This window comes from Azonexus sp., from assembly GCF_036170495.1.
Lineage (GTDB): Bacteria > Pseudomonadota > Gammaproteobacteria > Burkholderiales > Rhodocyclaceae > Azonexus.
The window spans coordinates 1-5,927 of sequence record NZ_JAVHPH010000083.1 but is presented as its reverse complement, the minus strand read 5'-3'; the positions used below and the strand labels follow the sequence as shown (position 1 = coordinate 5,927).

Annotated in this window: 6 protein-coding genes, 1 tRNA gene and 1 pseudogene; 2 read left to right on the top strand and 6 right to left on the bottom strand. The window is 61.2% G+C overall.

The features are described from left to right. From ADADOO_RS02785 to miaB, 4 genes and pseudogenes are all read right to left on the bottom strand, one after another. Positions 1–162 (bottom strand): annotated as a pseudogene (locus tag ADADOO_RS02785) (magnesium/cobalt efflux protein); the annotation flags it as partial. Between the two features lie 5 nt (positions 163–167). Then, the gene (gene ybeY, locus ADADOO_RS02780) at positions 168–617 is read right to left on the bottom strand and encodes an rRNA maturation RNase YbeY (RefSeq protein ID WP_511274824.1); all 450 of its coding nucleotides are present in this window, start codon (positions 615–617) and stop codon (positions 168–170) included. Further along, a complete protein-coding gene (locus ADADOO_RS02775) occupies positions 589–1,605 on the bottom strand; it encodes a PhoH family protein (protein ID WP_511274823.1) in 1,017 nt (338 codons plus the stop codon). The genes ybeY and ADADOO_RS02775 overlap by 29 nt, the downstream gene beginning before the upstream one ends. After that, positions 1,586–2,923 carry a tRNA (N6-isopentenyl adenosine(37)-C2)-methylthiotransferase MiaB gene (gene miaB / locus ADADOO_RS02770; protein WP_511274821.1) on the bottom strand — a complete coding sequence of 446 codons (1,338 nt, stop codon included), beginning with the start codon at positions 2,921–2,923 and terminating at the stop codon, positions 1,586–1,588. The genes ADADOO_RS02775 and miaB overlap by 20 nt, the downstream gene beginning before the upstream one ends. 130 nt (positions 2,924–3,053) lie before the next feature. Between miaB and ADADOO_RS02765 the strand changes: the two genes are divergently transcribed. Together ADADOO_RS02765 and ADADOO_RS02760 are read left to right on the top strand one after the other, a co-directional pair. Next, positions 3,054–3,130: transfer RNA gene (locus tag ADADOO_RS02765), tRNA-Met, on the top strand. 226 nt (positions 3,131–3,356) lie between these two features. After that, positions 3,357–3,557: a hypothetical protein gene (locus ADADOO_RS02760; protein WP_511274820.1), complete on the top strand. Its 201-nt coding sequence runs from the start codon at positions 3,357–3,359 to the stop codon at positions 3,555–3,557. A gap of 104 nt (positions 3,558–3,661) precedes the next feature. On the opposite strand, the gene ahpF is transcribed toward ADADOO_RS02760, so the two are convergent. Continuing rightward, the gene (gene ahpF / locus ADADOO_RS02755) at positions 3,662–5,215 is read right to left on the bottom strand and encodes an alkyl hydroperoxide reductase subunit F (RefSeq protein ID WP_511274818.1); all 1,554 of its coding nucleotides are present in this window, start codon (positions 5,213–5,215) and stop codon (positions 3,662–3,664) included. 149 nt (positions 5,216–5,364) lie between these two features. Next, a partial coding sequence (ahpC, locus tag ADADOO_RS02750; protein ID WP_511274817.1) for an alkyl hydroperoxide reductase subunit C occupies positions 5,365–5,927 on the bottom strand: 563 nt, incomplete at its 5' end.

Genomic DNA, 5,927 nt, shown 5'->3' with positions numbered 1-5,927 from the left:
GGCGGCCAGGGCGCCTTCGATGATGGTCAGCGCATCGGCGTCCATCAGGTTGCGCTCGTAGGCGCCATGCAGAATTTCTAGCAGTTGCTCGCCGTCTTCAGGTTGGCGCCGCAACAGGGAAGTCAGTCGTTCAATGAAACTCGGTTTACTGTCACTGTCCATAATGTTTAAACCGCATACGGGTCTGGATAACCCATGGCGGCGAGAATCTCCCTTTCTTCGTCTTCCATGGCCTGGGCATCATCGTCGTTATCGTGATCCCAGCCCTGTAAATGGAGCATACCATGCACCGTCAGATGGGCGTAATGCGCCGCCAGCGGCTTGTTCTGCTCGCTCGCTTCGGTGGCGACAACGCTCGGGCAGATGACCAGATCGCCGCTTACGACTGGCTCGGTGTCGTACGGAAAGGACAACACGTTGGTCGCGTAGTCCTTGCCGCGATACTCGTTGTTCAGCGACTGGCCTTCGTCGGCGTCGACCAGTCGGATCGTCACTTCGCCGCCGCCAACCAGCGCGGCGCGCGCCCAGCGGACAAAGTCTGCGCGCAAGGGTAAGCCCTCGCGGTTACAGGCGTATTGCACCGACAGGTTAAGGCGTTTGCTGGGTGTGGGATTCATAGGCTTCGACGATGCGGGCGACCAGCGGGTGGCGCACCACGTCTTCCTTCTTGAAATGGGTAAAAGCCAGGCCGCGCACGCCCTTCAGGATGCTGATGGCTTCGTTGAGGCCGCTCTTGTGGCCCTTGGGCAGGTCGATCTGGGTGATGTCGCCGGTGACCACAGCCTTGGCGCCGATGCCGATGCGGGTCAGGAACATCTTCATCTGCTCGGGCGTCGTGTTCTGCGCCTCGTCAAGAATGATGAAGGCGTGGTTCAGCGTGCGGCCGCGCATGAAGGCGAGCGGCGCGATCTCGATGGCGCGCTTTTCGTAGAGCTTGCTGACGCGGTCGGCGCCCATGAGGTCGTAGAGCGCGTCGTAGAGCGGGCGCAGGTAGGGGTCGATCTTCTGCGTCAGGTCGCCGGGCAAAAAGCCGAGGCGTTCGCCGGCTTCGACTGCCGGGCGGGTCAGGATGATGCGTTCGACCAGATCGCGCTCGAAGGCATCGACGGCTGAGGCGACGGCGAGATAGGTCTTGCCGGTGCCGGCCGGGCCGATGCCGAAGGTGATGTCGTGTTCCTGGATGTGCTTGAGGTACTCGACCTGGCGCGGCGTACGGCCGTGCAGTTCGGTCTTGCGGGTGATCAGTTGTGGGCCGTCCACCGGCCCTTCGGCCTTGCGCGAAAGGCGGCGGACCGGGGCATTGAGCAGTTCGATCAGGCCGAGCTGGATTTCATCGACGGTCAGCGCTTCGCGCGCCATGCCGTAGAAATGCTGCAAGGCTTCCACGGTCAACCGGGATTTTTCGCCAAAAACGGAAAAGCGTTCGTTGCGCCGACGGATGATGACGTCGAAGGCGGTTTCGATCTGCCGGATGTTTTCATCGAGCGGGCCGCACAGGTTGGCGAGCAGGACGTTATCGACCGGCGTCAGGGCGATTTCCAGCGGCTTGGTCTTGGGGGCGGGCTTGGCCCGTGCCGCCGGCTTGTCAGTCTTCGCGGATGACAATTTCGCCTCTCAGCGTGTGCGACAGTGACGAGGTGATGCGGACATCGACGAAGGTGTTGATCAGCCGTGGATTGCCTGCGAAATTGACGATGCGGTTGTTGTCGGTGCGTCCGGCCAGTTCATGCACGTCCTTCTTCGAGGTGCCTTCGACCAGCACGCGCTGGACGCTGCCGACCATGGTCTGGCTGATCGCCTGCGCCTGTTCGTCGATGCGCTTCTGCAGACGCAGCAGGCGAGCCGATTTGACCTCGGGCGGCGTCGAATCGTCGAGTTCCAGCGCCGGGGTGCCCGGGCGCGGGCTGTAAACAAACGAGAACGAGCTGTCAAAACCGACCTCGTCGATCAGCTTCATCGTCTTCTCGAAATCCTCATCCGTCTCGCCGGGGAAGCCGACGATGAAGTCGGAGGACAGCGAAATGTCCGGCCGCGCCGCGCGCAGCTTGCGGATGATCGACTTGTACTCGAGCGTCGTGTAACCGCGCTTCATGGCCGCCAGCACGCGGTCGGAACCGGCTTGCACGGGCAGGTGCAGGTGCGATACCAGTTTCGGCACGGTGGCGTAGGTGTCGAACAGGCGCTGCGTCATTTCGCGCGGATGCGAGGTCGTGTAACGAATGCGCTCGATGCCCGGCACTTCGGCGATGTACTCGATCAACAGCGCCAGATCGGCCTTCTCGTCCGTCTCGGCCATGTCGCCGCGATAGGCGTTCACATTCTGGCCCAGCAGCGTCACTTCGCCGACGCCGTTGGCGGCTAGACCGGCCACTTCGGTCAGCACGTCGTCGAACGGCCGCGACACCTCGCCGCCACGGGTGTAGGGCACGATGCAGAAAGTGCAGAACTTCGAGCAACCTTCCATGATCGAGACGAAGGCCGAGGCGCCCTTCACTTCGGCCGGCGGCATCGAATCGAATTTCTCGATTTCCGGGAAGGAGATATCGACGGCAGCCTTGCCCTTCGCCTTGCGCTCGGCCATCAGCTGCGGCAAGCGATGCAAGGTCTGCGGCCCGAAGACGATATCGACATACGGCGCCCGGGCGACGATGGCATCGCCCTCCTGGCTGGCCACGCAACCGCCAACACCGATCACCAGATTGGGATTCAGCTTCTTCAGGTGACGGACCCGGCCGAGGTCGTGGAAAACCTTCTCCTGCGCCTTCTCGCGCACCGAGCAGGTGTTGAACAGGATGATGTCGGCTTCTTCAACGTTGTCGGTCCGGACAATCGGCTCGGAGGCATTGAGCACGTCGGCCATCTTGTCCGAATCGTACTCATTCATCTGGCACCCAAAGGTACGGATGAATAGTTTTTTGGGCATCGGTAACACTTCGCAATTCGGTGGGGGCCGCTGAGGTCGTCGCGCGGCACAAAAGTTCGCCATTATAACCGACCGGAAATTCGGTTGACCCGCCAAGGCCCGGCAAACTATAATCCGCGCCCTCAAGCGTGGTGATGTAGCTCAGTTGGTTAGAGCGGTGGATTCATAACCCACAGGTCGGCAGTTCAATTCTGCCCATCACCACCAGTAATACGGAACCCGCTGATTCGTCAGCGGGTTTTTCCGTTTACGCCCTCCAAACTGGCTTGGTGTCCCAACTCAGTGTCCCAAGTGCCGCTTGGGCCAAATATTGCTAGTACTTCTTCGCGCTGTTGTTTTTTCGGAAAGCGAGGTGCGTCATGCATATTTCCTCTCAGTGTTCGTTCGATGCGTGTGCGGCTATTGCAGCTGCCTTGGCTTATTGGAGGCGAAAATGGCAACCGGATTAACTGAAGAGACCATGTTCTGGCTCCGGCTGGCGGCATTTGCGGGGGTTTCGGAGTATGTACTATCTACCGGCGCTGCATTGCAGGATGCCGAGGAGCTGCTGTTTGGCTATTGCCTGCCCGGGGATTTGCCCTCGCGCTATGCCAGTCTTGGCGGCGGGGCGGCTAATCCGCGCATTTTGGTTTAGCGGATCGCCATAGGTAGGCGTGGGGCTTGGTCAGTTTGCAAACAAAGGGCGTGGCAAACCATGCACCCGCGTGGTGCGGGGTGCATGGTTGTCGGCCGAGTGGTTCAGGTTGGCGCCGAGGTTCTGATCAGGTGGTCGAAGGCGCTGAGCGACGCGGTGGCGCCGGCGCCCATGGCGATGATGATCTGCTTGTAGGGCACGGTGGTGCAGTCGCCGGCGGCGAAGACGCCAGGAACGGAGCTCTGGCCCTTGGCGTCGATTTCGATTTCGCCACGATTGGACAGGTCGACCGTCGCTTTTAGCCAGTCCGTATTTGGCAACAGGCCGATCTGCACGAAGATGCCTTCGAGCTCGATGCGCTTGACTTCGTCGGTGCTGCGGTCCTTGTAAACCAGCCCGTTGACTTTCTCGCCGTTGCCGGTGACTTCGGTCGACAGGGCTTTGACGATGACCGTGACATTGGGCAGGCTGCGCAGCTTTTTCTGCAACACGGCGTCGGCGCGCAACTGGCCGTCGAATTCGAGCAGCGTGACATGGCCGACGATACCGGCGAGGTCAATCGCCGCTTCGACGCCCGAGTTGCCGCCGCCGATGACGGCGACGCGCTTGCCCTTAAACAGAGGGCCGTCGCAGTGTGGGCAGTAGGCGACGCCCTTGCCGCGGTATTCCTGTTCGCCGGGTACATTCATTTCCCGCCAGCGGGCGCCGGTGGCGAGGATGACGGATTTGCTTTTCACCGAGGCGCCGTTGTCGAGCTTGATTTCGATGAGGTCGCCGGGGATCAATTGCGTGGCGCGTTGCAGGTTCATCACGTCGACGTCGTAGTCCTTGACGTGTTCTTCGAGGCCCATGGCCAGCTTCGGGCCATCCGTGGCCTTGACCGAAATGAAGTTTTCGATGGCTAGCGTATCCATGACCTGGCCGCCGAATCGCTCGGCCAGCAGGCCGGTGCGGATGCCCTTGCGGGCGGCGTAGATGGCGGCTGCAGCGCCGGCCGGGCCGCCGCCGACGACGAGCACGTCGTAGGCTGCCTTGGCGTTGATTTTTTCGGCCTCGCGGGTGGCGGCGCCGGTGTCGAGTTTGGCGATGATTTCCTCGATGCTCATCCGGCCGGCGCCGAATTCGGCGTCGCCCTGGAAAACGGTCGGCACAGCCATGATCTTGCGGCGCTCGACTTCGCTCTGGAACAGGCCGCCGTCGATCATCGTGCTGGTCACGTTGGGGTTGAGCACAGCCATCAGGTTGAGCGCCTGCACGACATCCGGACAGTTGTGGCAGGACAGCGAGATGAACGTCTCAAAATTGAAGGTGCCGGGCAGGGCCTTGATCGCCTCGATCACCGACGCATCGACCTTGGGCGGATGGCCGCCGGTCTGCAGCAGGGCGAGGACGAGCGAGGTGAATTCGTGGCCCATCGGGATGCCGGCGAAGGTGATGCGCGGCGTTTCGCCGGGCAGGCCGATGGCGAAGGACGGGCGCAAGGCGGCGCTGCCGTTTTCGCGCAGGCTGACCTTGGGCGAGAGTTCGGCGATGTCGATGAGCAGGCCGCGGATTTCCTGGGCCTTGGCGCTGTCGTCAAGCGAGGCGACGAGTTCGATCGGGCGTTGCAGTTTTTCGAGGTAGGCCGCGAGTTGGGCCTTGATGTTGCTGTCGAGCATGTTGTTCTCCCTGAGCTGAATTGCACTGGTTTTTTGCGATTGCCACGGTCAACCGGAAAAAAACACTGAAATCCAAATGGGGTGAGCGGCTGGTTACTAGCTGCAAGCAAGCATTTGCTAACAACTAGTAACCAACGACTAGCGACTAATTAGATCTTGCCAACCAGGTCCAGCGACGGTGCCAGGGTGGCATCGCCTTCGTGCCACTTGGCCGGGCAGACTTCGTTCGGGTGGGCGGCGGTGTACTGAGCGGCCTGCAGCTTGCGCAGGGTCTCGGAGACGTCACGGGCGATTTCGTTGGAGTGGATTTCAACGGTCTTGATGACGCCGTCCGGGTTGATGACGAAGGTGCCGCGCAGGGCCAGGCCTTCGGCATCAATGTGCACGTCGAAGGCACGGGTCAGTTGATGAGTCGGGTCGCCGATCAGCGGGAACTGCGCCTTGCTGACGGCCGGCGAGGTTTCGTGCCAGACCTTGTGCGAGAAATGAGTGTCGGTGGTGACGATGTACACCTCGGCGCCGGCTTTCTGGAATTCAGCGTAGTTGTTGGCGGCATCTTCGATTTCGGTCGGGCAGTTGAAGGTGAAGGCGGCTGGCATGAAGATCACGACGGACCACCTGCCCTTGAGGGTGGCTTCGGTGACTTCGATGAACTTACCGTTGTGGAAAGCCTGGGCCTTGAACGGTTGAACCTGGGTGTTGATGAGCGACA

Coding starts and splice junctions, on each gene's coding strand:
- ybeY (WP_511274824.1), bottom strand. CDS start 617: ATGAATCCCACACCCAGCAAACGCCTTAACCTGTCGGTGCAATACGCC.
- ahpF (WP_511274818.1), bottom strand. CDS start 5,215: ATGCTCGACAGCAACATCAAGGCCCAACTCGCGGCCTACCTCGAAAAA.
- miaB (WP_511274821.1), bottom strand. CDS start 2,923: ATGCCCAAAAAACTATTCATCCGTACCTTTGGGTGCCAGATGAATGAG.
- ADADOO_RS02760 (WP_511274820.1), top strand. CDS start 3,357: ATGGCAACCGGATTAACTGAAGAGACCATGTTCTGGCTCCGGCTGGCG.